This is a genomic window from Kribbella polygonati (assembly GCF_050320105.1).
In the GTDB taxonomy this organism is placed as follows: Bacteria; Actinomycetota; Actinomycetes; order Propionibacteriales; family Kribbellaceae; genus Kribbella.
The window spans coordinates 6,321,525-6,344,063 of the sequence record NZ_CP190129.1 but is presented as its reverse complement, the minus strand read 5'-3'; the positions used below and the strand labels follow the sequence as shown (position 1 = coordinate 6,344,063).

The 22,539-nt window shown below is 70.5% G+C and carries 20 protein-coding genes; 8 read left to right on the top strand and 12 right to left on the bottom strand.

The window, feature by feature from the left end; translation table 11 throughout:
• Window positions 1–75: 75 nt before the first annotated feature.
• Genes ACQHIV_RS30060 through ACQHIV_RS30050 form a run of 3 tightly spaced genes read left to right on the top strand, consistent with a single transcriptional unit; the run spans window position 76 to window position 4,024 of the window.
• Window positions 76–1,131 (top strand): quaternary amine ABC transporter ATP-binding protein, encoded by a 1,056-nt coding sequence (locus tag ACQHIV_RS30060; protein WP_427887223.1) that lies wholly within the window; start codon window positions 76–78, stop codon window positions 1,129–1,131.
• Window positions 1,131–3,074 (top strand): ABC transporter permease subunit, encoded by a 1,944-nt coding sequence (locus ACQHIV_RS30055; RefSeq protein WP_427887222.1) that lies wholly within the window; start codon window positions 1,131–1,133, stop codon window positions 3,072–3,074. The genes ACQHIV_RS30060 and ACQHIV_RS30055 overlap by 1 nt, the downstream gene beginning before the upstream one ends.
• Entirely contained in the window at window positions 3,071–4,024 is a 954-nt protein-coding gene (locus tag ACQHIV_RS30050; RefSeq protein WP_427887221.1) for an ABC transporter substrate-binding protein, read from the top strand. The genes ACQHIV_RS30055 and ACQHIV_RS30050 overlap by 4 nt, the downstream gene beginning before the upstream one ends.
• On the opposite strand, the gene ACQHIV_RS30045 is transcribed toward ACQHIV_RS30050, so the two are convergent.
• Window positions 4,002–7,199, bottom strand: coding sequence for an AfsR/SARP family transcriptional regulator (locus ACQHIV_RS30045; RefSeq protein ID WP_427887220.1), 3,198 nt, complete (start codon window positions 7,197–7,199; stop codon window positions 4,002–4,004). The genes ACQHIV_RS30050 and ACQHIV_RS30045 overlap by 23 nt on opposite strands.
• Window positions 7,200–7,241: 42 nt before the next feature.
• Here ACQHIV_RS30045 and ACQHIV_RS30040 point away from each other — a divergent pair, with 42 nt between their 5' ends.
• Complete coding sequence (locus ACQHIV_RS30040; protein ID WP_427887219.1) at window positions 7,242–8,099, top strand: NAD(P)-dependent oxidoreductase; 858 nt, start codon at window positions 7,242–7,244, stop codon at window positions 8,097–8,099.
• On the opposite strand, the gene ACQHIV_RS30035 is transcribed toward ACQHIV_RS30040, so the two are convergent.
• Both ACQHIV_RS30035 and ACQHIV_RS30030 read right to left on the bottom strand, forming a co-directional pair.
• Window positions 8,086–8,334, bottom strand: coding sequence for a hypothetical protein (locus ACQHIV_RS30035; protein ID WP_427887218.1), 249 nt, complete (start codon window positions 8,332–8,334; stop codon window positions 8,086–8,088). The two genes, ACQHIV_RS30040 and ACQHIV_RS30035, sit on opposite strands and share 14 nt — an antisense overlap.
• Window positions 8,331–8,852 (bottom strand): RNA polymerase sigma factor, encoded by a 522-nt coding sequence (locus tag ACQHIV_RS30030; protein WP_427887217.1) that lies wholly within the window; start codon window positions 8,850–8,852, stop codon window positions 8,331–8,333. Before ACQHIV_RS30030 ends, ACQHIV_RS30035 begins: the two co-directional genes overlap by 4 nt.
• 158 nt (window positions 8,853–9,010) lie before the next feature.
• Between ACQHIV_RS30030 and ACQHIV_RS30025 the strand changes: the two genes are divergently transcribed.
• A complete protein-coding gene (locus ACQHIV_RS30025; RefSeq protein ID WP_427887216.1) occupies window positions 9,011–9,607 on the top strand; it encodes a ParA family protein in 597 nt (198 codons plus the stop codon).
• A gap of 4 nt (window positions 9,608–9,611) precedes the next feature.
• Here the strand turns inward: ACQHIV_RS30025 and ACQHIV_RS30020 are convergent, their stop codons facing one another.
• From ACQHIV_RS30020 to ACQHIV_RS30005, 4 genes are read right to left on the bottom strand one after another with little or no spacing between them, the layout of a single operon-like run.
• Window positions 9,612–10,805, bottom strand: coding sequence for an ROK family transcriptional regulator (locus tag ACQHIV_RS30020; protein ID WP_427887215.1), 1,194 nt, complete (start codon window positions 10,803–10,805; stop codon window positions 9,612–9,614).
• A gap of 25 nt (window positions 10,806–10,830) precedes the next feature.
• Window positions 10,831–11,694 (bottom strand): oxygenase MpaB family protein, encoded by an 864-nt coding sequence (locus ACQHIV_RS30015; RefSeq protein ID WP_427887214.1) that lies wholly within the window; start codon window positions 11,692–11,694, stop codon window positions 10,831–10,833.
• A gap of 14 nt (window positions 11,695–11,708) precedes the next feature.
• Window positions 11,709–12,239 (bottom strand): GNAT family N-acetyltransferase, encoded by a 531-nt coding sequence (locus tag ACQHIV_RS30010; protein WP_427887213.1) that lies wholly within the window; start codon window positions 12,237–12,239, stop codon window positions 11,709–11,711.
• A gap of 9 nt (window positions 12,240–12,248) precedes the next feature.
• The gene (locus ACQHIV_RS30005) at window positions 12,249–13,544 is read right to left on the bottom strand and encodes an XRE family transcriptional regulator (protein WP_427887212.1); all 1,296 of its coding nucleotides are present in this window, start codon (window positions 13,542–13,544) and stop codon (window positions 12,249–12,251) included.
• A 228-nt stretch (window positions 13,545–13,772) separates the two neighbouring features.
• On the opposite strand from ACQHIV_RS30005, the gene ACQHIV_RS30000 reads away from it, so the two are divergent.
• Window positions 13,773–13,946 (top strand): hypothetical protein, encoded by a 174-nt coding sequence (locus tag ACQHIV_RS30000; protein ID WP_427887211.1) that lies wholly within the window; start codon window positions 13,773–13,775, stop codon window positions 13,944–13,946.
• 370 nt (window positions 13,947–14,316) lie between these two features.
• Here ACQHIV_RS30000 and ACQHIV_RS29995 read toward each other — a convergent pair whose 3' ends face one another.
• Window positions 14,317–14,709 carry a MarR family winged helix-turn-helix transcriptional regulator gene (locus ACQHIV_RS29995; RefSeq protein ID WP_427887210.1) on the bottom strand — a complete coding sequence of 131 codons (393 nt, stop codon included), beginning with the start codon at window positions 14,707–14,709 and terminating at the stop codon, window positions 14,317–14,319.
• 28 nt (window positions 14,710–14,737) lie between these two features.
• Here ACQHIV_RS29995 and ACQHIV_RS29990 point away from each other — a divergent pair, with 28 nt between their 5' ends.
• Window positions 14,738–15,163, top strand: coding sequence for a MarR family winged helix-turn-helix transcriptional regulator (locus tag ACQHIV_RS29990; protein WP_427887209.1), 426 nt, complete (start codon window positions 14,738–14,740; stop codon window positions 15,161–15,163).
• Here the strand turns inward: ACQHIV_RS29990 and ACQHIV_RS29985 are convergent.
• Both ACQHIV_RS29985 and ACQHIV_RS29980 read right to left on the bottom strand, forming a co-directional pair.
• On the bottom strand, window positions 15,160–16,596 hold the full coding sequence (locus tag ACQHIV_RS29985; protein ID WP_427887208.1) for a GNAT family N-acetyltransferase: 1,437 nt from the start codon (window positions 16,594–16,596) through the stop codon (window positions 15,160–15,162). The genes ACQHIV_RS29990 and ACQHIV_RS29985 overlap by 4 nt on opposite strands.
• Before the next feature lie 13 nt (window positions 16,597–16,609).
• Window positions 16,610–18,058, bottom strand: a complete 1,449-nt coding sequence (locus ACQHIV_RS29980; RefSeq protein WP_427887207.1) for an MDR family MFS transporter — start codon at window positions 18,056–18,058, stop codon at window positions 16,610–16,612.
• A gap of 106 nt (window positions 18,059–18,164) precedes the next feature.
• On the opposite strand from ACQHIV_RS29980, the gene ACQHIV_RS29975 reads away from it, so the two are divergent.
• Window positions 18,165–20,414, top strand: a complete 2,250-nt coding sequence (locus ACQHIV_RS29975) for an NACHT domain-containing protein (protein ID WP_427896594.1) — start codon at window positions 18,165–18,167, stop codon at window positions 20,412–20,414.
• On the opposite strand, the gene ACQHIV_RS29970 is transcribed toward ACQHIV_RS29975, so the two are convergent.
• Both ACQHIV_RS29970 and ACQHIV_RS29965 read right to left on the bottom strand, forming a co-directional pair.
• Window positions 20,387–20,998 carry a TetR/AcrR family transcriptional regulator gene (locus ACQHIV_RS29970; protein ID WP_427887206.1) on the bottom strand — a complete coding sequence of 204 codons (612 nt, stop codon included), beginning with the start codon at window positions 20,996–20,998 and terminating at the stop codon, window positions 20,387–20,389. The two genes, ACQHIV_RS29975 and ACQHIV_RS29970, sit on opposite strands and share 28 nt — an antisense overlap.
• A complete protein-coding gene (locus tag ACQHIV_RS29965) occupies window positions 20,991–22,535 on the bottom strand; it encodes an AMP-binding protein (RefSeq protein ID WP_427887205.1) in 1,545 nt (514 codons plus the stop codon). The genes ACQHIV_RS29970 and ACQHIV_RS29965 overlap by 8 nt, the downstream gene beginning before the upstream one ends.
• Between the last annotated feature and the right edge of the window lie 4 nt (window positions 22,536–22,539).

The window sequence follows — 22,539 nt, the reverse complement described above, 5'->3', positions numbered from 1 at the left end:
GGAGTCGCGGCCCCACGGGTTGGGTAAAGTCCCGGTTCACGCTGTGTCTGCCGCCGGGGATGCGAGGGTTTACGTGTGACCGCTCAGCTCGAGTACCCCGACGTACAGGATTCCGGCGCGCTGCTGTCCGTGCAGGGGCTGTGGAAGGTGTTCGGCCCGAAGGCGCAGCGGGTGCCGCGGCGGGCGGATCTCGCGGCGCTCGACCGGGCGGAGCTGTACACGAAGACCGGCTGTACGGCGGCGGTCCGCGATCTGAGCTTCGACGTGGCGCCGGGTGAGGTGTTCGTCGTGATGGGGCTGTCAGGGTCGGGCAAGTCGACGCTCGTACGCTGCCTGACCCGCCTGATCGAGCCGACCGCCGGGCGGCTGACGTTCGAGGGCGAGGATCTGCGCGCGGCCGACGAGAAGCGGCTGCGCGCGCTCCGGCGGAGCAAGTTCTCGATGGTGTTCCAGCACTTCGGCCTGCTCCCGCACCGCAAGGTGATCGACAACGTCTCGTACGGCCTGGAGATCCGCGGTGAGAGCAAGCCCGACCGCCGTCGCCGCGCCCAGGAGGTGATCGACCTGGTCGGCCTGGCCGGCAACGAGCACCTGTACCCGGAGCAGCTGTCCGGCGGCATGCAGCAACGCGTCGGCCTCGCGCGGGCGCTGGCGAACGACCCCGACGTACTCCTGTTCGACGAGCCGTTCTCCGCGCTCGACCCGCTGATCCGGCGGGAGATGCAGACCGAGGTGGTGCGACTGCACCGCGAGGTCGGCAAGACGATGGTGTTCATCACCCACGACCTGTCGGAGGCGCTGAAGCTCGGCGACCGGATCCTGCTGATGCGCGACGGCGCCGCCGTCCAGCTCGGCACCGGCGACGAGCTGGTCGGCGCCCCGGCGGACGACTACGTCCGCGAGTTCGTCCGCGACGTACCGCGAGCCGACGTCCTCACGCTGCGCTGGATCGCCCGCGACCCGCACCCGGACGAGCCGCTGGACGGCCCAGAGCTCGGCCCCGACGTCCTCGTCCGCGAGGCGACCCGCCTGGTGCTCGAGTCGGACCGCCCGGTGAAGGTCGTCGACAACGGCACCCTGCTCGGCGTCATCAGCGACGAAGAGATCCTCGCCGTCGTCGCGGACGCCTGATGGCTGCCGTCACCAGCGACGTCGAGGTCGAGGTACGCCGGCCGCGGCGCAGTGTGGTTGCCGGCGTACTGCTGATCGTCTGGGTCGCGGCGTACTTCGGCCTGCGCGGGATCGACACGCTCGTCCTCGGCGGGCAGGACACGACCGCGCTGCACCGCTGGCTGACCGATCACCGCGACGACGTCGGCCAGGGCAACGGGTTCTTCGGCGCGATCCGGGTCGCCGTCGACCAGGTCGTGGTGCTGCTCCAGGACGTCATCTCGCAGCCGTCGTTCGACCGCCCGGTGCCGGTGATCGGCTGGCTGGGCGTGATCGCGATCGCGGCGTACTGCGCGTGGGCGTTCGGCAACTGGAAGGTCGCCGTACTGACGGCCGCCGGGCTCGGGTTCGTCGGGCTGCAGGGGTTGTGGCAGCAGAGCATGGACACGCTCGCGCTGACGATCGCGGCGGTGCTGTTGTCGTTGCTGGTCGCGATCCCGCTCGGGATCTGGGCGGGGCTTTCGGACCGCGCGTTCAAGGTCGCGACGCTGGTCCTCGACCTGATGCAGACGCTGCCGACCTTCGTGTACCTCGCGCCGCTGACCCTGTTCTTCGCGATCGGCCCGGCCGCGGCGACGATCGCGACGCTGATCTACGCGGCGCCGCCCGCGGTCCGGCTGACCGCGCACGCGATCCGTTCGGTGCCGCCGGAGAGCGTCGAGGCGGCCCGTTCGCTCGGCTCGACCGGCGGCCAGACGCTGCTCAAGGTGCTGCTGCCGATGTCGCGTTCGACGGTGGTGGTCGGCATCAACCAGACGATCATGGCCGCGCTCTCGATGGTGACCGTGGCCGCGCTGATCGACGCACCCGGCCTCGGCCAGACCGTCTTGAAGGCGCTGCAGACGCTGGACGTCGGCGTCGCGTTCAACGCCGGCCTCGCGATCGTCGTACTGGCGATCGTCCTCGACCGGGTGACGACCGCGGCCGGCGACCGGCCCTGGCGTACGGCGAGTGTCCGGCGGAAGGTCCTGCTCGGCGCGGGAGCGGTCGCGGTGCTCGTCGCGGTCTGGTTCTCGCGGACCTACGTGTGGGCGGCCGAGTTCCCGTCGGTCGAGGTCGGTTCGCGGATCGCGACGGTCACCACTGACGTGACGAACTGGCTGCAGGACGTCTTCGGCGGCTTCACGTACGGCGTGCGCGACGTCGTGACCAACGCGCTCCTGAATCCGCTCGAGGCACTGCTGACCGGCTCGCCCTGGTGGCTCGTGTCCGTGGTCGTCGTCGCGCTGGCCGCCGTACTCGGCGGCTGGCGGGGCGCGGCGCCGGCCGCCGTCTGCCTGGGGCTGCTGGTCGCGACCGGCGTGTGGCACGACAGCATGGTCACGCTCGCGTCGACGCTGCTCGCGACCGTCGTCGTGGTCGCCGTCGGGCTCGCGCTCGGCGTGTGGGCCGGGCGGAACCGGCGGGTCGACGTGTGGATCCGGCCGGTGCTGGACGCCGGGCAGACGATGCCGCCGTTCGTGTACCTGGTGCCGTTCCTCGCGTTGTTCGGGACCAGTCGGTTCACCGCGATCGCGGCCGCGGTGGTGTTCGCGGTCCCGGTCACCACCAAGATCGTTGCCGACGGCATCAAGGCGGTGCCGGTCGCGACCGTCGAGGCGGCGAACTCGGTCGGCTCCAGCAGCTGGCAGGTGATCAGCAAGGTGCAGCTGCCGGTGGCCCGGCGGGCGATCACGCTCGCGGTCAACCAGGGCCTGATCTACGTACTGTCGATGGTCGTCGTCGGCGGCTTGGTCGGCGCGGGCGCGCTCGGGTACGACGTGTCCGCGGGCTTCGCGCAGAGCGACCTGTACGGCAAGGGGCTCGCGGCAGGTTTGGCGATCGTTCTTCTGGGGGTGTTGCTCGATCGGGTGACACAGGCGGCGGCCCGCCGTACCCACAACTATGAAGGAGACAAGCGGTGAAGAGACTCCGGTACGCCGGTGTGCTGACGGCGGTCGCGCTGGCGGTCGCAGGCTGCGGTGGGCAGAAGGTCGGGACCGACAAGCCGGCCGCCGGTGGCAAGGAGTGCGGTTCGTTCAACCTGACCGTCAGCCCGTGGGTCGGGTACGCGGCGAACGCGGCGGTGGTGTCGTACGTCGCGACCAAGGACCTCGGCTGCAAGGTCGTGGAGAAGAACCTGGCCGAGCAGGTCGCCTGGCAGGGCTTCGCCACCGGTGAGGTGGACGTGAACCTGGAGAACTGGGGCCACGAGGACCTGAAGAAGAAGTACATCACCGACGACAAGGTCGCGGTCGAGGCCGGCTCCACCGGCGTCAAGGGCGTCATCGGCTGGTACGTGCCGCCGTGGATGGCAGCCAAGTACCCGGACATCACCGACTGGAAGAACCTGAACAAGTACGCCGGCTTGTTCAAGACGTCGGAGTCCGGCGGCAAGGGCCAGCTGCTCGACGGCGATCCGTCGTACGTGACCAACGACGAGGCGCTGGTGAAGAACCTGGCGCTGAACTACAAGGTCGTGCAGAGCGGTAGCGAGACCGCGCTGATCCAGGCGTTCCGGGACGCGGAGAAGAACAAGAAGCCGCTGCTCGCGTACTTCTACGAGCCGCAGTGGTTCTTCAACGAGGTCAAGCTGGTGAAGATCAACCTGCCCGCGTACAAGGCCGGCTGTGACGCGGTCCCGGCGAAGGTCGCCTGCGACTACCCGCCGTACGACCTGGACAAGATCGTGTCGAAGAAGTTCGCCGACTCCGGCAGCCCGGCGTACGACCTGGTGAAGAACTTCCAGTGGACCAACGAGGACCAGAACACGGTCGCGCGGATGATCGCGGTCGACAAGCTGACGCCGGACCAGGCCGCCGAGAAGTGGGTCAAGGACAACCAGTCCAAGGTCAACGCCTGGCTCGGGAAATAGCTCTTTCCACATCGAAGCGCTCGGCGGACGGCAGTGGTACGCCGACCTGTTGCCGCAGAGCTTCAGCCTCGGCGAGCAGGGACAGGGCGCGGCCGGGATCCTCGGTCGCGCCCGCCAGCCCTTCGAGGGCCAGGGCGATCGCCCGCTTGTCGCCGGTCCGCTGCCCGAGCTCGAGGCCGCGCTCGTGCAACCGCCGTGCCTCGGCCAGGTCGCCGCGCTGTTCGGCGACGTAGCCGAGCTGGTTGTTGATGAACCCGATCCCGGGCGTCCCGCCGACCTGTTCCAGCCAGGCGAGCCACTTGGTGAAGTGCCGTTCGGCGTCGTCGAGGCGACCCTGGCGGCGCGCGGACAGGCCGAGCCCGACCTCGGCGTACTCCTCGGCGGACTTGTTCGACTGCTCGACCGCGAGCTGGCGGGCCTGTTCGTGCAGCTCGTCGGCGCGGGCGTAGTCGCCGGTCAGCATCGCGATCCGGCCGAGTCCCGCCGTACGGAACGACACCTCCGTCCACAGGCCGAGGTCCTTCGCATGCCGGACCGCGTCCTCCAGGTACGCCGTCGCCGTCGGATAGTCGCCGGAGATCTCGGCGGCCACGATCAGCGCGTACGTCGCCTGCAGGCGACCCCAGTCGTCGTCGAGTTCGTCGAAGATCGCCAGGCTGCGACGGCTGTCCCGCTGCATCGCCTCCAGGTCCGCGTGGACGATGTTGAGCTGCGCGCGGGTGCTCAGTGCGGCGGCCAGGCCCCAGCGGTCGCCGCGTTCGGTGAAGAGCGTGATGGCGCGGTCGATGCGCTGCATGAGTACGCCGGGGTCGCCGTACGCCCAGCGGGTCATCGTGAGGAACCACAGTGCATCCGGGTCGTCGCCTACCGCCGCGAGTGCGCTGTCACTGGCGGCCGTGGTGCCGTGGGCGTCGGTTGCGGTCATGCCAGCGAGCCAGACTGCGGCGCGGGCGCGGAGGGCGGGCGGTTGGTCGGGGAGGTCGAGGGCGGCGTCAAGGGTACGGCGGGCCTCTCCGTAGCGGCCGCGGAGGTACCAGTACCAGGCGAGGGCGTTGGCCAGCTCGAGGGACGGCGGAAGGAGGCGGAAGTTCTGGACCTCTTGGTCGAGGCGGCGCAGCCATTCGCGCTGCCGCTCACCGTGCAGCTCGGCCTGCTGGGCGAGCTGGAGGTAGTAGGTCGCGTGCCGCTGCCGCAGGGTTGTTTCGTTGTCGAGCTTTTCGAGGCTGTACGCCGCTATGGACTCCAGCAGGCGGTAGCGGCCGTCTGTTGCGACCACAAGCGACTTGTCGACGAGAGCCAGGAGCACGTGCTCCGGTAGGTCGCTCACTTGCGCCGCTGCTTCCAGGGAGAACGTGCCGGCGTGTACGGCGAGGCTCCGGAGCATCTGGCGCTCCTCCGCGTCCAGCAGGTCCCAGCTCCAGTCGATGGTGGCGCGGAGGGTGCGCTGACGCTCTGGGCCGGCCTTGCCGCCAGACAGGAGCCGGAACCGGTCGTCGAGCCGTTCTGCCAGTCCTTGGACGCCTAGCGCCCGTACACGAGTCGCAGCCAGCTCCAGCGCGAGCGGGATCCCGTCGAGACGCTCGCAGATCGCCGTCACGTCCTCGGTGACGCCGGCCCGCGCCTGGAACAGCTCAACCGCAGCCGCCGGCGCCAACGGCGGCACCTCAACCACCAGTTCCCCCGGCACCCCGAGCGCTTCCCGACTGGTAGCCAACACCCGAAGCCCCGGCGCGGCCACCAGCAGACGCTGCACAAGCTCCGCCAGCTCCAGGTGCTCGCAGTTGTCCAGAATCAGCAGCACCTCCCGAACCCGCAACGAATCCACCAGCCGAGGCAACAGCTCCCCCGCCTCATCCCGAAGCCCCAACACACCGGCCAACGCCCCCAGCACATCCCCCTCCCGCACCCCCGCCAACTCCACCAACCACACCCCACCACCACCCCGCCCCACCCCCAACTCCAACCGGCCACCGCCCTCCCCACCCACCCGCGCCTCCGGCCTGGCGCCACCCTCCCCACCCACCCGCGCCTCCAGCCGGGCGCCGCCGTCCCCACCCACCCGCGGCTCCAGCCGGCCGCCGCTGTCCCCGCCCGCCTCTGACTCCAGCCGGGCGCCGCCGTCCCCGCCCACCTGCGACTCCAGCCCGCTGCCGCTGCCGCTGTCCCCGCCCGCCTCTGACTCCAGCCGCGCGCCGCCCTCCCCACCCGCCTCTGACTCCAGCCGCGCGCCGCCCTCCCCGCCCACTCGCGCCTCCAGCCGGGCGCCGCCGTCCCCGCCCGCCGCTGACTCCAGCCGGTCGCCGCCGCCCGCCTGGGACTCCGGGTGGGTCGGGCCGATGCCGCGGCCCACCTCCAGGGCCAGGCGGGTTTTGCCGACGCCGCCGGGGCCGACCAGCGTGACCAGTCGGTTGGTGGCGAGCTGCTGGCGGACGACGGCCAGCGTGTCGGCTCGGCCGACCAGTGGGTTGAGTGGCGCGGGCAGCGGTGGGGAGGGTTGTAGGGACGGGTCGTGGCGGAGGATCGCCTGGTGGAGGCCGGCCAGCTCCGGCCCGGGGTCGGCGCCGAGCTCGTCGGACAGCGCGGCCCGGAGGTCGGTGTACGCCCGCAGCGCCTCGTGTTGCCGCCCCGCGCGGTACAGCGCCTTCAGATGTACGGCGTGCACCCGTTCGTCGAGCGGGCGTTCTCGCACGAGCGCGGTAGTCCGATGGAGTACGTCGTCCCCGCGCTCGAGCACCGTCAGATACAGCTCCTCCAGGTGCTCACGCGCCGCCCGGGCGAACTCGTGGTCAAGCACCTCGACGTACGGCGTCCCCCGCCACAGCTCCAGCGCCTCCCGCAGCCGCCCACCCCGCGCGTACCCCTCGAAGACGTTGCTGTCGACAACCTCCGCCTCGAGCATGTACCCGGCCGGCCCGTACCGCACCAACCCCCGCGAGCCGGCCTCCGCCCGCTCGAGCGTCGACCGCAGCTGGGACACCCGCGCCTGCAACGTCCCGGTCGCGTTCCGCGGCGGCCGCGACCCCCACAGGTCCTCGATCAACCGGTCGGCGCTGACCGGCGTACCGAGATTCGCCAGCAGATCCAGCAGCAGAACCCGCACCTTCGTGTCGGGTACGGCGACCGGCACACCGGTGTCCGTCCGCACGAGCAGCGGACCGAGCACCCCGAAGTACATACCCGTAGTAAACCCGTAGCGCGTTCGCCGAGCATCGGCCGCATGAGTTCACGAGAAGCAGTGACAGTGATCGGCCTCGGCGCGATGGGCTCCACGATGGCCCGCACGTACGTCGCCGCCGGCCACCCGACCACCGTCTGGAACCGGACGCCCGGCAAAGCGGACGGCCTCGGCGCCGTACCGGCAACGACCGCAGCCGAGGCGGTTGCGGCGAGCACGGTCGTGGTGATCAGCCAGGTCGACTACCCAGCGATGTTCGACTCGTTGGCCGACGCGGACCTGCACGGTCGCGTGCTGGTCAACCTCAGCTCGGACAGCCCCGGACGACTCCGGGAGGCAGCCGAATGGGTCGCCGAGCGTGGCGGCACCTTGGTGACCGGCGGCATCATGGTCCCGCCCCCGGGCATCGGGAAGCCCGGCGCCTACGCCTTCTACGCCGGACCCGGGGACGCGATCGACGCCCACCGAGCCACCCTGGAGGTCCTCGGCCGTGTAGACCACGTCGGCACCGACCCCGGCGTGGCGATGCTCTACTACCAGGCCATGCTGAACGTCTTCTGGACCACGTTGATCAGCTACTTCTACTCCGCCTCCCTGGTCGGAAACGCCGAGCACCTGCGCCCGTATGTCGCCACGATGCTCACCGACCTCACCCAGGACGGCCCGATGGGCTTCCTGCGGATCCTGACCCGCGAGCTCGAGGCCGGTGAGTACCTAGGCGGCGAGAACAACCTCCACATGCAAGCCGTCGGCTCGGAACACGTTGTACAGGCGTTCACCGAGGCAGGCCTCGACGTGACGGTGCCTGCTGCCGTGGCTGAGCTGTTCGCTCGTGCGGACGCGGCGGGGTTCGGCGGCAACGGTCTGAGCGCGCTGGCCGAGATGGTCAGGAAGCCGTAGTCAGCTTGCATACGCCGTCGACGCACTCGCGCTGCAGCTTTCCGCGGGAGATCGTCTCGAGCAGTCCGATCACCCAGCAGGTCGGACAACCGCGGAAGGCGAGGAAGGTGACAGGTAGCAGCAGAAGACTCCACGCGCCGACGACCGGGATGAGTGCGAAGGCGGCAATCAGCGAGCCGAAGCCGATGGCTCCGCGGAGGAGGTGACGAGGTACGGAGGTGCTGGCGAAGGTCATGTGGGGACTCCTAACGTCTCGCGCACGGTCGCCCGCGCGCGGTGCAGACGGGACTTCATGGCGGGAACGGTGAGGCCGAGGGCCTTGGCGACCATCGGCCCGCTGTAGCCCTGGACGTCACGCAGGACGAGGACGCTGCGCTGGTCCGGTGGCAGTCGCGCGATCGCCGCCGCGACCGCCTGCGCCTCCAGCTGCCGCAGCGCCTCGTCCTCGGCCGACGGAGCCGGATCCGGTACGACGGGATGCTCGCGGAGCACGGACCGCGCCCGGCGCAGGCACTCGTTGCGGATGATCCGGAACATCCACGACGTCAGCGCGCTGGTCGCGCGGAGCATCCCGATCTTGCGGTACAGGATGATCAGCGCCTCCTGCGCCGCGTCCTCCGCGTCCTCGGGCGTCGCGCACAGCGTCCGGGCGAACCGCCGTACGGTCGGATGCGAGTCCGCGACCAGCATCGTGAGCGCGTCGACGTCGCCGTGCTGGGCGGCGCGGACGAGCTGTTCGTCGAGGTCAGCCACGGGCCCGCCGGCGGAGGACGACGGCGCCGCGGTGGAAAGGATTCTCGGCTGAAGGGTGGTTGAGCTTGTACACACGGGCCGGGGGCAACTATCACGATGTGGTTCGGCAACGCCGACGACACGCCGGAATTCCGGCGAAACCGGGTAAGTTCGTGCCCATGATCATCGTGACAGCTGCACTGAAGGGCGGGGTCGGTAAGACAACCACGTCGGTGTACTTGGCCGCGCTGGCATCTTCCAACCGTCGCACATCCACCCTGGTCGACGCGGATCCGCAAGGCAGCGCGGCGGACTGGATCGCGGACTCCAGCGACGAACACCTCGCCAGGATCGAGATCGCGGAGGCACCGACGGAGCGCCTGCTGAACAAGGCGCTCGACAAGGTCCCGCCGGAGGGCATCGGCATCGTCGACATGCCGCCGTCCCACGAGCGGCTGCTGAACAAGGCGCTCGAACGCGCCCGGATCGTGGTCATCCCGACCCGCGTCGGCGGCGTCGAGACCCCGCGGGTGAAGGCCGTGCTCGAGCTCGTGCCGGACGACGTACCGGCCGGACTGGTGGTCTGCTCGGCCCGGACGTACACCCGCTCCTACCAGGAGGCGATGCAGCACTACGCCGCCGAGAACATCCCGGTCTGGGGCACGATCCCCGAGCGCGTCTCGATCACCGCCGGCCCGACCGGCCCCCTCGCCTCCGACGGCCTCGAGTCCTACAAGAAGGTCTGGCGCAAGATCCTCGCCGCGGCACGTACCTAGACCGTCACCGTTGGAGCGGCGGTTCGCCTCGGACGTAGGAGCGGATCACGGTGGCCGCCGCACCGCGGGCCCAGTCGTCGAACGTGTGTGAGCGGAGCGTCAGCCGGCAGTCCCCGGCCGCGCCGAACGCGTGCTCCGCGAACGCGCGCCGCATCCGCTCCTCGTACAGCGCGTACTCCGCCACGCCCTCGCCGGCGATCATCACCAGCTCCGGCCCGACCAGGTTCACCATCGCCGCGAGCGCCGCGCCGATCACCTCACCGGCCCGGTCGAACGCCTCGCGCGCCTGCTGGTTCCCCTCGTGCGCCAGCTCGATCGCCCCGGCCAGATCCAGCTCCGGCCGCCCGGTCCGCTCCCGCGTCCGCGCGAGGATCGCGTCCGACGAGGCGACCGTCTCGACACAGCCGCGCCGTCCACAGGTACACACCAGCTCGCCCGGCGCCAACGGCAGATGGCCGAGTTCGCCGGACACGCCGTACGCGCCGGAGACGACCTCGCCGTTGATGTAGAGCCCGCAGCCGATGCCGGAGCCGATCGTGACCACGGCGAACGAGTCCGCGTTCACCCCGGCACCGAACCAGTGCTCGGCGACGGTCAGCGCCCGTACGTCGTTCGACACCAGGATCGGCACCCGGATCCGCTTGCCGAGCAGTTCCGCGACCGGGACGCCGCGCCAGCCCATCAGCGGCGAGTCCCGGACCACACCGTGCGTCGCGTCGACGTCACCCGAGACCGCGATCCCGATCCCGGCCAGCGGGCCGGCCATCGCCGTACCGGTCTTGAGCGCGCTGATCAGGGCTTTCACATGGTCCGCGAGGCGGTCGATCACCACCTCCGGATCGGTACTGTCCAGCTCCTCGTGCCGCACGTTCAGGATTCCGGCGGTGAAGTCGGTGGTGACCCCGATCAGGCTGGTCGGCGTGACCTTGACGCCGATCACCGACACGCTGCTGGGTACGACGGTCAGCGGGCTGACCGGCCGCCCGATCCCGAGCTGACCCTCCTCGCCCACCGGCGCGTCCGTGACGAACCCGGTCTCGATCAGCGGCGCGACCGCCTTCGTCACCGCCGCCTGCGACAGCCCCGTGCGACGCGCGATCTCCACCCGTGGGATCGGCCCCTGGGTCAGGATCTTGGTCAGCACCTCGATTCCCGCCGGCGTAGCCAGGGGAAGCGGACGATGAGGACGCAGCGGCACGAGAACAACCTACAAGCGGAGGGCCCTATGCGGGGGTTTCTGCCAGTGTTGGCGACGCCAGCGCCCAGCGGATCGTTCTGGTGAGCCCGTCACCGGCCGCGCGTACGACGGTCTGCTCGGCCAGCGGGAGGTACGGGAGCCGCAGCGGCAGGCGGGTCCACCACGGGAGCAGCCCGACGGCGGCCGCGGTCAGTACGCCGTACGCCGGCCGCGCGGCCCACGGGACGGGCGGGTGTACCAGGATGAAGCGGGCCGCCTGGCGAGCTTCCGTCGTACCGCGGAGCTCGGGCTGGTACTCCTTGAGCAGCTGTCGCACCTCGGCGAGCGTGGTGGGCGGGTCGATCACGCCCAGCCGCTCCGCCACGAGCGCCGCGTCCTCGACGTACAGGTCCTGCTCCGCCGCGGTCAGCGGATGCGCGCCGTACCGCTGGTGCGCCGCGAGGAAGCTGTCCACCTCCGCCACGTGCACCCACTTCAGCAGGTGCGGGTCCGACGCCCGGTACTTCACCCCGTCCGGACTGGTCCCGCGCACCCGCTCGTGCACCGCCCGGACCCGCGCGATCGCCTCCTCCGCGTCCGGAATCGCGCCGTACGTCGTGATCGCCAGGAAGTAGCTGGTCCGCCGCAGCCGTCCCCACGGGTCGCCCCGGTACCCGGAGTGCGCCGCGACCGCGGCCATCGCGAGCGGGTGCAGCGACTGCAGCAGGAGCGCCCGCAGACCGCCGGCGAACATCGACGCGTCACCGTGCACCCGCCGGATCGGCCGGTCCGGCGCGAACCAGCGCGGCCCCGGCGTGCTGTGCACCCGGTCCCGCTCAGCCTGCGGATCCGGCCCGGCGACCTTCGTCAGGATCATCCGGGCAAGCCCGTCCCGCAGCGGTTCGATCATGGCACCAGTGTTGCTCAGGCGTCGTACTCGTCGTCCAGCAGCGAGTAGAGGCGCGAATCGCGCCAGGCGCCGTTGGTGAACACGTGGTCGCGCAGTTGGCCCTCGTAGGTGAAGCCGATCCGCTTCACCACCGCGATCGAGGCCTCGTTCTCCGGGCCGATCGCGGCCGTCACCCGGTGCCGGCCGAGCTGCCCGAAGGCGAACTGCAAGAGGGCCCGGGCCGCGTCGGTCGCGTACCCGTGCCCCCAGTGGTCGGCGCCGATCGCGTAGCCGAGCTTGGCCGCCCACGGCCCGCTCGGCGCGATCCGGCCGAACCCGATCACCCGGTCGTCGTCCGGCCGGGTGACCGCGAGCATGTAGTCGGGCCGGTCCTGCTGCGCCGACCGCTGGACGATACCGGCCAGGTTCTGCTCGGCCTTGGCCCGGTCGTAGCTGTCGAACGCCATCCAGGTCGTCACCCGGTCGTCACCGGCGACGGCCAGGTAGTCGTCGAGGTCCGAGGACCGGAATTCGCGCAACACAGTCAGCTGTCCGCTGAGCTCCATTGGCGCAGGCTACCGGGGGAAGGACTGCATCGGAGTCCGGGTGAAGGACTCGATCTCCTCCTGGAGCTCGCGTGCGTCGTCCGCCCGGCCCGACTGCCGCAGCGCCTGGTGGACCCGGCGGGCCGAGTTCACGACACCGTTGATCCGGCGCTCGGTGGGCAGCGTCAGCACCGGGGCGAGGGCGTCCGCGGCACCGTCCAGCTCACCGCTCGCGATCCGGGTGATCGCCATCGCGGCGTGGCTGCCGGCGGCGTCGCCGAAGGCCCACTCCGGGTGGTTCTGATCGGTGTACGCGTCGACGGCCTGGCTGGAGTACCGCTGGGCCTGCTCGACCTCGCCGGGGAGCTGCGCGAGCGCGTCGGCGGCGTAGTACAGCTGGCGGTTGCGGCCGAAGGTGCAGAGGCCGCCCATGTCGTCCAGGTCGTCGTTGTGCACCGAGTTCCACGCCTCCTCGGCGCGCTCGAGCGCGGCGCGGGTGGCCTCCGGGTTGCCGAGCGCGGCCCAGGCGCGGGCCTCGCTGACCGGGAGCCAGACGCTGGTGGTGCTGTTCGCCTGCGCGGCGTAACCGGCGCCGAGCTGGGCGTAGCGCACCGAGTCGTGGGGGTTGCCGGCCCAGTAGGAGACCAGCGACTGGAGGCCGCGCACCCAGGCGCGCAGCCCGTGGTGATCGGCGTTGTCGGCACACATGAAGGCGGTCCGCGCCTGGGTCAGGGCGGCGTGCGGGTTGCCGAGGTCGTGGGAGGCCTTCGCGAGCAGCCCACCGGTGACACCGGCCAGGAAGTACAGCTGGCGGTGGTTCTCCGGGCGTTGCCGGCTCTCCAGCAGACCGAACACCAGGTCCTGGGTCTCGACCAGCTGGCCGAGGATCTCCGGCAATGGGCGCTGTGGGTACGCCTGGGCGGCGTGGCGTACGTCGTCGTACACCTGTTCCATGGCCTCGCTTCCGAGACCGGACTGGGCCGCAAGGGCGAACGCCCTTGCTCGGCTGGCAGCCATGTCGAGAACCTCCATCTCGTTACCTGTCGTGATCCGTCCACTCGCGGCAGGTGCCGGCACCACCTGGGCGGCCGGTTCGGCGACGTACGGCGAGAGAAGTTCCTCGACCGGCTTGCCGAACATGCGTTGCAGGGTGCGCCGGGTCTGAGGAGTGGTCCCTGCGCGCTCGCCCGATGCGAGCCGCCGCAGGTGCCGCTCGGTGATGGTTCCACCCAGCTCGACGAACTCGGCGACGATCTCGGAGTAGGTCTGGTTCCGGCGCTGGATCAGGTGCGCCAGGACCGTCTTTGGCGCGTACCTACCCGCCATCGTTCCTCCCGTTCACGTCAGTCAGACGTTGTCTCGACTTGTGCCCCACGACAAGGTGCTGTCCCCCAGATGTCCGCGAGAGGACCGGAAGAGGTCCGGCAAAGGTCCGGTCCAGGTCCTAGAGCGGTCACGTTGGGCTCGTGCACCATTACTGCCATGACAACCAGTAAGTCCAACTGGTTGCAAGGCCTGAGAGTTACGGGGTGAGAGGTTGTGACCATCGCGGAAATGACGTCGAGACAGCACCGGCGCAGAGTCCGGGTCTGGTTCGGCGAGCACGTGATCGCGCAGTACGTCGCGGACGCGCCGCTGGCGGCCCGCTACGAACAGGCGATGCGGCGCCGTTTCGCCGGTCTCAAGGTCACCAACGACCTGCTCGGTCCGCTCGACTCCACCGACTGAAACACCCGATGCTGCCGGGTCCTCCTCAGACCTGGTGATGCTGACCCTGGGGTCTCCTCACGTCCAGGGCCGGCGCTGGAAGGTTCGGGGCACTCCTCAGCCCCGGACGAAACCCAGGTGCGGTCCGGAGTACTCCTCAACTCCGGACCGCGCCGCCCACCGACCCGGCTGGGCTTGGCGGTTGAGTTCCCTGTATCGCCGCCGCCCAGCCGTTCCAACCACCTCCTGACCGACACCTCGGGTCAGGCAGGGCCGAGTGTCCTGGGCGGTAGGACACCGGAGGCTCCCGACACCTCACCGGGAACCTCCCCCTTGAGGTGGCCGGCTCCGAGTGTGACCGCCGCGCCTGGGCGGTCACACCCGGAGCCCCTTAGCTGAGGTTGCCCGCCATCCGTCGGAGGACGTCGACGGTGGCCAGGTACTCCTCGGTGGAGATGCCCGCCGTGATCCTGCGGCGTTGCGCCCGGACCTTGATCGTCAGGTCCGCCAGGGCACGCGACCCGGCCGCCGTCAGCTCGTCGCCGGTCAGCCACTCGCGCTCGACCAGCGGATTCGTCACCGCGGCGAGCTCGGCCGGGTCGCCGCTCAGGAACGGCGCCAGTGCCGCCGCGACCGTCTGGCCGCCCGCGGCCGCGTTCAGCGCCTGCCACTGCCGGCGGGTCAGGCCCTCCTCGGTGAGCAGCTGCTCGAACGACGCCTCCAGTAGCCGGTCGACCTCCTTCAGCCACCAGCCGATAGGCTTGTTGTCATCCGACATATACATGTCAATGAGCATATAGTTGGAGCTGGACATGGACAACCCCGACCCGGTCGCCGCGGTCGAGGCCGCGATGATCACAATCCGCCGCCGCCAAACCCGCCGTACCCTCGCCCCTCAGGCCGGTACGCCGACCCAGGACGTCCTCGACGCCATCGAAGCCGCCGCCCCCACCCCCCTCGGCGTGAACGCGATCGCCACCGCCCTGGGCGTCGACCAACCCCGCGCCAGCAAACTCGTCGCCGCCGCCGTCAAGGCAGGCCTGATCCGCCGCGAAGCCGACCAAGCTGACGGCCGCCGCACAAACCTCGTCCTCACCCCCGCCGGCCAAGCCCAACTGGACGCCGCCCACACCCACCGCCGCACCCACTTCGCCGCCGCCATGCACGACTGGACCCCCACCGACCAGCAGACCTTCGCAACCCTCCTTACCCGCTTCATGACCGCCTTGGACCGCTAGATGTCCGTTTCGGTGCAGGCCCGGACCAGAGCGGCGAGCAACTGCTCGGGATCGTGGAGGACGCGTACGCCGTCTGTCAGCACGCGGCGCGTGCCGGGGTCGACCGGGTCGGTCGCGGCCCAGGCGGTCGCCGTGATGCCGACCTCGACCTCCAGCCCGGAGGCCCGCTGGAGCCGGACCTCGGTCAGGTGCGGTCCCCACTGCTGCCGGCGTACGACGTTCACCGCGCCGAACGCCTCGAGCCAGTCGTCGTTCCCGAGGTACCGCTCCGGTACGTCGGTCAGCACGATCACGTCCAGGTCGGACGCCATCCGCGCCGTGCCTCGCGCCCACGAGCCGACCATCGCCATACCGCGGATGTCCGCCTGTTCCGCCGCCCATCGCACGGCGTCGCCGACGACCTCGTCGACCTCCTGCGCTCGGGTTGCGTGGTTGGCGACGTAGACGGCGAAGGGAGCGTGCGGTTGTACCTCGGAGGCGTCGGCGGACCAGCCTTCGGCGTGGATGGGGCCGGCGTAGGTCATGCCGAGGCGTTGCATGACGGCTTGGGAGGTGGTGTTGGACTGTTCGGTGAAGGCGATGACCGCGGATGCTTTCAGGGTGGTGAAGGCGTAGGTGAGGCCGGCGCGGCCGAGTTCGGTGGCGAGGCCTTGGCCGCGGGCCGGCTCGATCAGCGCCCAGCCGAGTTCCAGGCGGTCGGTTGCCCAGTCGGGGCCGACCAGGGCGGTGATCGCCTCGGCGGTCGGGGTGGCGGCGGGGATGCGGGAGAGGCCGCCGCGGCCGGCCAGGGCGCCGGTTGTGCGGTCGTACGCGATCCACTTGCCGGCGCCGTCGCGGTCCCAGTCGGCCTGGTGTTTCGCGGCCTGGGCTGCGGCCTGCTCCGGTGTCAGGGTGAGGTCGTACCACCGCGACACCCACGGGTCCGCGAAGATCCGCTCCAGGTCCGCCGCATGTCCGGGAAGGACCCCGTTCGGTCCGGTGATGGGTTCGAGCCGGAGGCGGTCGGTGAAGCGGGTGCGGACGGCGTGGGCGACCAGGTCCCGCAGGCGGCGGTCGCCGTCGGTGCGGTTGACCATCAGGAGGTCGAGGTCGTCGGGTCCCGCCCAGGCGGACCGGTCGTGCTTGCCGGCTTCGAGTCGCGGGCGGGTGAGGTCACCGTCGACGGTGACCAGGTAGTCGACCTCCCGGCGTACCCGCCCTTCCCACTCCCATTCCCAGTCCGCCACGGTCCGGACGATGTCGCGGACCTTCCACCCGGTCTCCTCCTCGACCTCCCGGACGAGCGCCTGTTCGGGCGTCTCCCCGGGCTCGAGGTGCCCGCCGACGATGTCCCAGATCCCCGGCAGCAACCGTCGCTCCGCGGTACGGCGCTGCAGATAGACGCGATGCTCTTCGTCCCGGATCAGGGCCCCAACACAGTCGACGGCACGCATGCAGCCAACCTAGCTACCGGAGCGGTCGCTCGGTGATCCGGTTCGGCATGAAGACGACGGCGACGACCAGGAGGAGTGCGGCCGCGGCGGCGCCGTAGTAGACGTCGTGGACCGCCGGAGCGAGGACGCCGGCCGGGACCTTCTCAAGGTCGGCGTGGTTGTCGCCGAGGTGGGCGGCGACGACGCCGTTCGCGACGGCACCGAAGACCGCCACGCCGACGGCGCTGCCGACCGAGCGGGCGAACATGTTCGCGCCAGTCACCACGCCGCGAGTCTGCCAGTCGACCGAGGACTGCGCCGCGACCACCGACGGCGAGGCGGAGAAGCCGAGCCCGATGCCGATCACGAAGCAGGCCAGGGCGAGGTGCAGGACGGAGCTGTGCGGGCCGACCGTGAGCAGGATGCCGGAGCCGAGTACGACGATCACCGCCCCCATCAGCATCGTCGTCCGGAACCCGACCCGCAGGTAGATCCGCCCCGCGAACGACGCCGCGATCGGCCACCCGAGCGTCATCGCGGCGAGCGTGAACCCCGCGACCAACGCCGACGTACCGAGGACGCTCTGCGCGAACAGCGGCACGTACGTCGACAGCCCGATCATCAGCAGCCCGATCAGCAGCGCGGCCGAGTTCGCCGAGTTCAGCACCCGCTGGCCGAGCACCCACAACGGCAGGATCGGCTCCGCCGCCCGCCGCTCGACGAGGACGAAGGCGACCAGCAGTACGACGGCCGCCGCCAGGATCACGATGCTCCGCACCGATCCCCAGTCCCACATCACGCCGCCCTCGAGCAGCCCGAGCAGCAGCAGCGAACCACCGGCCGCGAGCAATACCGCGCCGGCGTAGTCGATCGTGTGGCCCTTCTTGTCCGCGACCTTCTCCTCGAACCGGCGGACCAGCACCCAGGCGGCCGCGATCCCGAGCGGGATGTTCACGAAGAAGATCCACCGCCAGGAGATGTAGTCCGAGAAGACGCCGCCGAGGGTCGGCCCGACGAACGACGAGATGCCCCAGACGCTGGCGACGTACCCCTGGACCTTGGCGCGCTCCGCGACCGTGTAGATGTCGCCGATGATCGTCATCCCGATCGGCTGGATGGCGCCCGCGCCGAGCCCCTGGATCAGCCGGAACGCGATCAGCGCCGGCATGCTCCAGGCGAACCCGCACAGCACCGACCCGAGCAGGAACAGCCCGACTCCGAGCAGCATCATCGGCTTCCGCCCGCGCTGGTCGGCGAGCTTGCCGTAGATCGGCACCGACACGGCCTGGGCGAGCAGGTAGATCGAGAACAGCCACGGGAACTGGGTGAACCCGCCGAGGTCCGCGACCACGGACGGTACGGCGGTGGCCAGGATCGTCGCGTCGATCGCGACCAGGCCGACGCTCAGCATCACCGCGAGCAGGATCGGGCCCCGTTCCGACCGAAGCCCCACACTCGTCCGGTCGATCCGCTCAGTAGTCATATTGGTCAACAATCTCTGTGAACGGGCAGGCATTCCCGCATCCGGAGATCGCCTGCCGGACCGCGGGGACGGTCGGCTCACCGGCCGTTACGCTCCGGGGGTGAGGATGCGGTCTTTCGTGAGCGGCGCCGTACTCGTGGTGACCGTGTCGCTGACCGTCGTACTCCTCCCGATCGCGATCAACGTCGGCACCGGCGGCACCGCGCCCGCGTTCCTCGAGCCGTACGTCGGCCTGGTGTGGCCGGCGATCGGCGTGCTCTGGGTGGTCGCGGTCGGTACGGCGCTGCTCGAGGTTCGGAACCGCCGGCAGCCGCGGATCTCGAACCGGACCGCCGACCAGCCGCGGAACCGGCAGAACGCGCTGCTCCAGGTCGACCGGTACCTGTCCGAACGCCGCGCCGGCTCGCTCGCCGCGCGGACCCGGGTCGCGCTCGCGCTGGACGGGGAGCCGGACGCGGTCCGCCCGTTCGACCTGCTCGTACATCCGTTGGACAAGCCGCCCACCCGGATCCCGGACGGCACCGACATCGCGACCGTGTTCGACAACCTCGAGGACAGCATGCTGATCCTCGGCGCGCCCGGTGCGGGCAAGACCACGATGCTGCTCAACCTGGCCCGCCGACTGTCGGCTCAGGCGCAGACGGACGAGCAGCAGCCGATCCCGGTCGTGGTCGACCTGGCCGGCTGGAGCACCCAGACGTCGCACCGCACCGACGACGACCCCAACGACAGCGCATTGCTCGCGGGCTTCGTCCAGTGGCTGCTGTACGAGCTGAACGACCGCTACCGGATCCCGCCCGGTGTCGGCCGGACGTGGTTGCGGGCCGGCCGGCTGGCGTTGCTGCTCGACGGACTCGACGAGATCGCCGAGCCGGACCGCCCCAAGCTCGAACCGGTCCTGGAGGAGCTCCGCCACAACTACCGGGTCAACCAGCTCGCGGTCACCTGCCGGACACACGACTACGAGCGCCTGCCGCGCCGGCTCAGCCTGTACGGCGCCGTCCACATCAGACCGCTGTCGAGGCAGCAGGTGCTCGACTACTTCGCCGCCGTCGGCCCGGTATTGGACGGTGCGCGGGCCGCGATCGAGCAGGACGACGAGCTGTGGGACCTGATCAGCTCACCGCTGATGCTGAACGTGATGACGCTTGCGTACCAGGGCCGCGCGCCGGAGGACGTCGCCGCGGGCGGGGTCGCCGACCTGCGGCGTGAGCTCTTCGACACGTTCATCTGCGAGGTCCTCGCCCGCAACCGCAAGATCGGCAGACAGTACGACGCCAAGACCGCCGTACGGCGCCTGTGGTGTCTGGCGTGGTGGACCCGGAGCAGGGCCGGCGACCGGACCGCCGTTCCGCGGTGGATGACGCCGGACGGCTGGTACGGGCTGGCACTGCCTGAGGTCGACTACCTGACGCATGCGGTCTGCCTGCCGGCCCTGTTCGGAGCGCTCAGCGCGGGCGCGACGTTGGTGATGGTTGCGCAGTACGGCGCACTCGCCGGGCTGGCTGTTGCCGGTGCGGCGCTGGTGCTCGTCCATCTGCTGCCGCATCCGTGGCAGAAGCTTGCCGGGACTGGGCCGCGGCAGCTCCTGCTCTATGCGGTTGTGCTGCTGACAGGCACGGCCGGTGCGGTTGCGGTGACGGGTGCTGCGCTGGGGCTGGTGGAGTTGCTGACGGCCAAGGTGGCTCTTGCTGTCGAGGCCGCGCTGGTTGCTGGCGCCTATGGGGTCGAGCTGATCGTCTTTCACGACAACCGGCGGCGGTTGCTACTGGGAGTGCGGCTGTTAGCGGTCGTGGTGGCGAGCTGGGTCGTGTTGAGTCTCGGTGACGCCGGGCCGTTCGTTTCTGGTGTGGCTATCGGACTGCTGGTTGCTCAGGGCATCCGGATGGTCAAGTCGTTGCCGACGGACCACCTGCCCGCGGCTGAGGTCGGTGACACCTGGCGGATGGACCTGTGGGTCGCTGGCGGTGCAGTGGCTGCGTTCTTGATCGCAGTACTGCTCGGAGCCGATCTATCGTCACCGCAGCTGGAAGCAGCCGCAGGGGTCGTGGTGGGAGCTGTCGCCGCGAAGGCGTGGCGTCGGCGACCACCTGTGCTGGCCGGCCCGTTGTCGCGTTGGCTGCACGGCCTGCTGCTGCGGTGGACCGGCTACCTGTCGTGGCGGCGCCGAGCGTTCCTGCAGTACGCCGCGGACCGATACGTACTGGCACGCACCGGCCGGAGCCAGTACGCGTTCATCCATCTGCTCGTCCGCGACCACCTGGCCGAATGCACGCCCGACGAGCTCGCCGCGAAGGTCGACCGCCGGATCGCGGAGCGCGGCGTCGGTCACGCGGCGGGTTCGCGCAGCGCCTGATCGAGGATCCGGCTCCACTGCCGGACGATGCCCTTGCGGCGCGCGCTGTCGTCGGTCAGCAGATCCGCCAGCCCGAGCCCGCGCGCCAGGTCCAGCACCCCTTGCACGGTCTCCCGCACCCCGGGCGTCCGCTCGCTCACCTCCAACACCTCCAGCAACGCCCGGTGCGCCTGCCGTCCCACATGCGCCTCCAGCCGCACGATCTGCGCCCGCAACGCGTCCTCGGTCGACGCCGCCACCCACAAGTGCAACGCGGCCCGGAACAACGGCCCGGTGTACACATCCGCGAGCATCCCCACGATCGCCTCGGTCCGCCCCGCCCCGCTCGGCAACGCGGCAGCCTGCGCCCGGATCTCCGCCAGTCGTACCTCGGTCATGTACTCGACCGCCGCCGCGAACAGATCCGCCCGCGTCGGGAAGTGATGCTGCGCCGCCCCCCGCGACACCCCGGCCCGCGTCGCGACCACGCTCACCGTGGTCGCGGCGTACCCGACCTCGGCGAGCGACTCGACCGCGGCCTCCAGCAGCCGCTGCCGGGTCGCCCGCGAACGGTCCTGCTGTGGCGCCTTCAGTACGTCACTCACGGGCCCGCAGCTCCCGCCGGAGGATCTTCCCGGACGCCGCCTTCGGCACCGCGTCGATGAACTCGACCTGCCGCACCTTCTTGTACGGCGCCACCCGCGAGGCGACGTACTCCATCACCTCATCGGCGGTCAGCGACACCCCCGGCATCGGGACCACGAACGCCTTGGGTACTTCGGTCCCGTCCGCGTCGACCCCGATCACGGCCGCGTCCGCGATCCTTTCGTCGGTGAGCAGCACGGCCTCCAGCTCCGCGGGCGGCACCTGGTACCCGTGGTACTTGATCAGCTCCTTCACCCGGTCCACGACGTACAGGTAGCCGCGTTCGTCGACCCGTCCGATGTCGCCGGTGTGCAGCCACCCGTCCGCGTCGACGGTGGCGTCGGTGTCGGCCGGTCGCCCGAGGTACCCCTTCATCACCTGCGGCCCGCGGATCCAGATCTCGCCCTCGTCCGCATCGTTGCCATCGGCACCGACCAGCCGCATCTCGGTGGACGGGAACAGCTTCCCGACCGCACCCGCCGGTGGCTCCGGGTCGTCCTGCGGTACGGCGTGCGTCCCGGGCGACAGCTCCGTCATCCCGTACGCCTGGAGTACGGCGTGCAACCCGAGGCGCTTCGCGCACGCCGCGGCCAGCTCGCCGTCGAGCGGCGCCGCGGCCGAGGTCACGTACTTCAACGCGGACAGGTCGACGCCGTCCACCGCCGGGTGTTTCGCCAACGCGAGTACGACGGGCGGGGCCACGAACGCCCGGGTGATCCGCTGCTCGTCCAGCGTGGTGAGGAACTGCTGCAGGTCGAACTTGGGCAGTACGACGACCGTCGCGCCGAGCCGCAGCGGCAGGTTCATCAACACCGACAGCCCGTAGATGTGGAAGAACGGGAGAATCGCGATGATCCGCTCCTCGTCGCCGAGCGTGATCATCACCTCGGCCTGCGAGATGTTCGTCGCGATGTTCCGATGCGTGAGCATCACGCCCTTGGCCGCGCCGGTGGTCCCGCTCGAGTACGGCAGCACCGCGACGTCCGAGGCCGGGTCGATCTGCACCACCGGCTCCGGGCCGGTCGACGCGAACAGCTCCTGGATCGAGCGATACCCCTCGGCCTGGTCGCAGACGAAGATCTGCTCGACGCCAGTCCCCTCGACCGCCGCCGTCGCGGCCGGCAGGAACAGCGAAATCGTCACCAGCAACTTCGCCTTCGAGTCGATCAACTGCTTGTGCAACTCGTCCGCCGTGTACAGCGCGTTCACCGTGGTCACGGTCGCGCCGGCCCGGGTCGCGCCGTAGAACACCACCGGGTAGAGGATCGAGTTCGGGCTGTAGAGCGCGATCACGTCCCCGTGCCGGACGCCGAGCTCGGCGAGACCGGCCGCGACCCGGCGGGTCAGGTGGTCCAGCTCCGCGTAGGTCAGTGTCTTGCCGGTGACGCCGTCGACCATCGCGGGCCGGTCGCCGTACTCCTGGGCTCTGCCGAGAACGGCGTCGTGGATCGGTACGTCGAGCACCTCGACGGGCGGGAACTGGCTGGTGATGATCATGGCC